This is a genomic window from Kordia sp., assembly GCF_045105435.1.
Lineage (GTDB): Bacteria > Bacteroidota > Bacteroidia > Flavobacteriales > Flavobacteriaceae > Kordia.
The window spans coordinates 1-3,228 of record NZ_JBGCDL010000067.1; the positions used below are offsets into that span (position 1 = coordinate 1).

Consider the following 3,228-nt stretch of genomic DNA (forward strand, 5'->3'; position numbering starts at 1 on the left):
TTTATACCTTGGATTAAATCGTGATGAAAAAGTAATAAGTGAAGCTTTGATCGCTTTAGAAAATTATGGAACTGGTATGGGAACTTCCGCAGCTGCATCCGGAATGACCAATCAACATTTAGAATTTGAAACCGAATTTGCTGATTTAGTAGGAAAACCAAGTGCTTGTCTATTCCCTACAGGATATACCGCCAATGTTGGCGCTGTGGCTGGACTTTTAGGAAAAAATGATGTTGTTGTAATTGATCAACTTTGTCATGCTTCCATTGTAGATGGCGCACGACTTTGTGGCGCTACCGTTAGAACATTTAAACACAATGACGTTTCGGATTTGGAAGCCGTTTTACAATCGGAAGTTTCGCCATATCATACAATTTTAGTTGTATTAGAAGGCGTTTATAGCATGGGAGAAGGCGCAGCACCAGTTGCTAATATTGTTCGAATGGCAAAAAAATACAATGCATTGGTGTTGGTTGATGAAGCACATTCTTTCGGCTTTTATGGAAAAAATGGAGCGGGAATTTGTGCAGATCAAGGTGTTACAGCACAAGCAGATTTTATCATGACGACACTAAGCAAAGCGCTTGGAAGTCTTGGAGGCGTTGTGGCAGCGAGTCAAGAACATGTTGATCTTATGAAGTCATCTTCAAGAGCGTATATTTTTCAAGCAACCATAAGTCCCGCAGATATGGCAGCAGCTTTAACATCCTTAAGACGACTTCGTTCAGATGCTGCATTACAAGAGAATTTATGGAGTACAACTCGGTATATGCGCAAGCAATTTGAAGATGCTGGGTACGATTTAGGTACTGGAGATGGACCCATTGTAACACCGCATTTTAGTAATAAAGACAAATTGTACGCTATTGTGCAAGGTATGTATAAACGCGGTGTGCAAACGTCTGCGGTTACGTATCCGATTGTGGAAAATGGAAAAGGACGTTTACGATTTATCTGTTCTGCGGCACATACGCGTGAAGATGTCGATAAAACACTTGCGGCATTAATTGCAGCTGAAAAAGAAGTAGATGAAACACTTGATTTGATTCAGAGTCACACTAAAAACACTAATATTTCACAAACCGATTTGGAAGTTTGGAGTACTACTTTTTGTAATTATTTAAAACAATTCCTTTCAAAGAAGCCAAATTTAACACCAAATCTTCAACTAATGTTTACAGTTTCTAGCGATGTTGAACCTACTATTATCTTAATAAAAGAAGGTATTATATCGCAAAGCACGGAACAAAATATGGAACTGCCTTTCTGTTCACTTATAGTTAAAAATGAAGAAGTTATTTCTAGTTTGCAAACCTATAATATTCAAGGATTACTTGCTGCTATTTGTAATGGAGTATGTACATTAAAAGGGCAAACCGAACCTTTTATATGGTTTTTTGCGCGAATGGTAGCTTTACAAAAAAACAGTAAAGAATTTTCTAATTTGAAATCTACAGCATCAGAAGAGGCAATTGCTTAGAAAAACAGTACATGTATTAAATTGAGCGCATTCGGGAAACCTTGAGTGTGCTTAGTTTGGTATGTGTTGGATATATGGTATTTCGACTAAGAAATCGTTGCATTTGTTTTCCGTTTTCCTTATAATTTTTTTATGATATAAAATTGTTTAAATAAATATCCTTCACCAGAAACTGGCCACTCGATGGTCTTAAGTTTATTTAATAACTCTGTTGAAACTTTATTTTCGAGTTTACACTCTCCGTCTAATACACCATTTTTTCCTATCAGAAGTTTAATATCGATAGTTACAATTTCATCTTTTTCAGATTTAATTAGTTGACTTAAGTGCGAAATTATTTTGGTTGTCATGGCAGTATCGCCATTAAGCCAAGTGTTTTCTGGAAGATTGCCTCTAATTCCCATTAAGCCAGAGAAAACCATTGTCTCAGAAATTTTATAACCATTCTTGTTGTTGAGCATGTCTGATAAAGGAATTCCAAAAGCAGCAATCCATTCCTGTATTGATACATTTATTGCTTCTTCTCTCGAATTTCCAATCCCAATAGAACTAATATTGAATTCAATCTTTTTTGATGTTTTGACTATTGTTGAAAAATTAGAAGCATATATCCATTTACCTTCTTGTTGACCATCAAATTCAACACTTAAGTTTACTTCGATTGATTTGTCTCCTAATGTGATTTTATTTCCTTTCTTGACAGCCTTTGAATCCTTGACAATTCTATTATAGAGATATTGTGTTGCAGTTTCATTAACTGTATTCAATTCAGATGCTATCTTTTTCTCAGTATTTTTACTTTGCCCATTGCAATTGTAAATAAAAAAGCAAATGACGAAGGTTAATAATGTTGATTTAATATTTTTCATTTAGTTCAATTATTTATTGAATGTTACCTGCTGGTTTTTTTACGAATCTACTTATTTTATCATTCATTATTTAGATTCAGTTTTGTGCTTGCATATAACGGTTTTATACACCGTGTTGTAGTGCCTTATTTTTTAAACTCATTTACTATTTCTACAAACTCCTTATAGCTTTCGGCCGGTGGATTTTCGTAATGGATATATCCAAGATTTGTGTCAAAATATTTTTTCATTTCAGCCAGACATTGGTCTTCATTTGTAGTATTCAAGTTTCCGCTCATATCTACTTCTCTTGAAATTCCGAAAATCATTGTTCCATCTTCGGTGTAAAAAATCATTCCGTGTTTATTTAAGTTTTTCTCATCAACGTTTTTCCAATAAACTCTGTTTGGATAATTTTTATTTTTCTCCAGAAAACACATTAACTCATCAGCATTGTCAAATTTGTGAGTCGGATTGTCAGAGTATTCAGGAATCAAATATTCATCGGCACTTTCTTTTCGGTTTGGCAGAAAATGATTCAAAAAGTTATCTGCTATTTTTTTCGATCTAGTCTTTTTAATTGCATATATGTCGGCAAAATATCCCATTTTTTTCTAATGTGCTACAACGTATTTGTGTATGATTTCGTTGCGTATTTCAGTACTAAAGTTAGCAAATAAATCATAGATAAAAAATCCGCGAGGATTTTCGTAAGTAGGGGAGAACTAGCAATTTTTTATACACGGTGTGTCTGTTGCACAACTCTAAGATATTAAAATATATTGTAAGCGAAGTTAATTTAGAACTCTATAACGAGAATTAAAAGAAATACACGCTTAAAAGTAACAAGAATGCCTTTTTTTTGAAATTATAGGGTTTTGCAATGGTTACTGGTGTTGG

3 protein-coding genes are annotated in these 3,228 nt (G+C 34.0%); 1 reads left to right on the forward strand and 2 read right to left on the reverse strand.

Annotated features, from left to right (window positions below):
* Positions 1 to 1,480, forward strand: a 1,480-nt coding sequence (locus AB8B65_RS03195) for an aminotransferase class I/II-fold pyridoxal phosphate-dependent enzyme (RefSeq protein ID WP_405299412.1), incomplete at its 5' end; no start/stop codon positions are given.
* Between the two features lie 119 nt (positions 1,481 to 1,599).
* On the opposite strand, the gene AB8B65_RS03200 is transcribed toward AB8B65_RS03195, so the two are convergent.
* Together AB8B65_RS03200 and AB8B65_RS03205 are read right to left on the reverse strand one after the other, a co-directional pair.
* Positions 1,600 to 2,349 (reverse strand): DUF6348 family protein, encoded by a 750-nt coding sequence (locus AB8B65_RS03200; protein ID WP_405299413.1) that lies wholly within the window; start codon positions 2,347 to 2,349, stop codon positions 1,600 to 1,602.
* A gap of 125 nt (positions 2,350 to 2,474) precedes the next feature.
* Positions 2,475 to 2,936, reverse strand: coding sequence for a hypothetical protein (locus tag AB8B65_RS03205; RefSeq protein WP_405299414.1), 462 nt, complete (start codon positions 2,934 to 2,936; stop codon positions 2,475 to 2,477).
* Between the last annotated feature and the right edge of the window lie 292 nt (positions 2,937 to 3,228).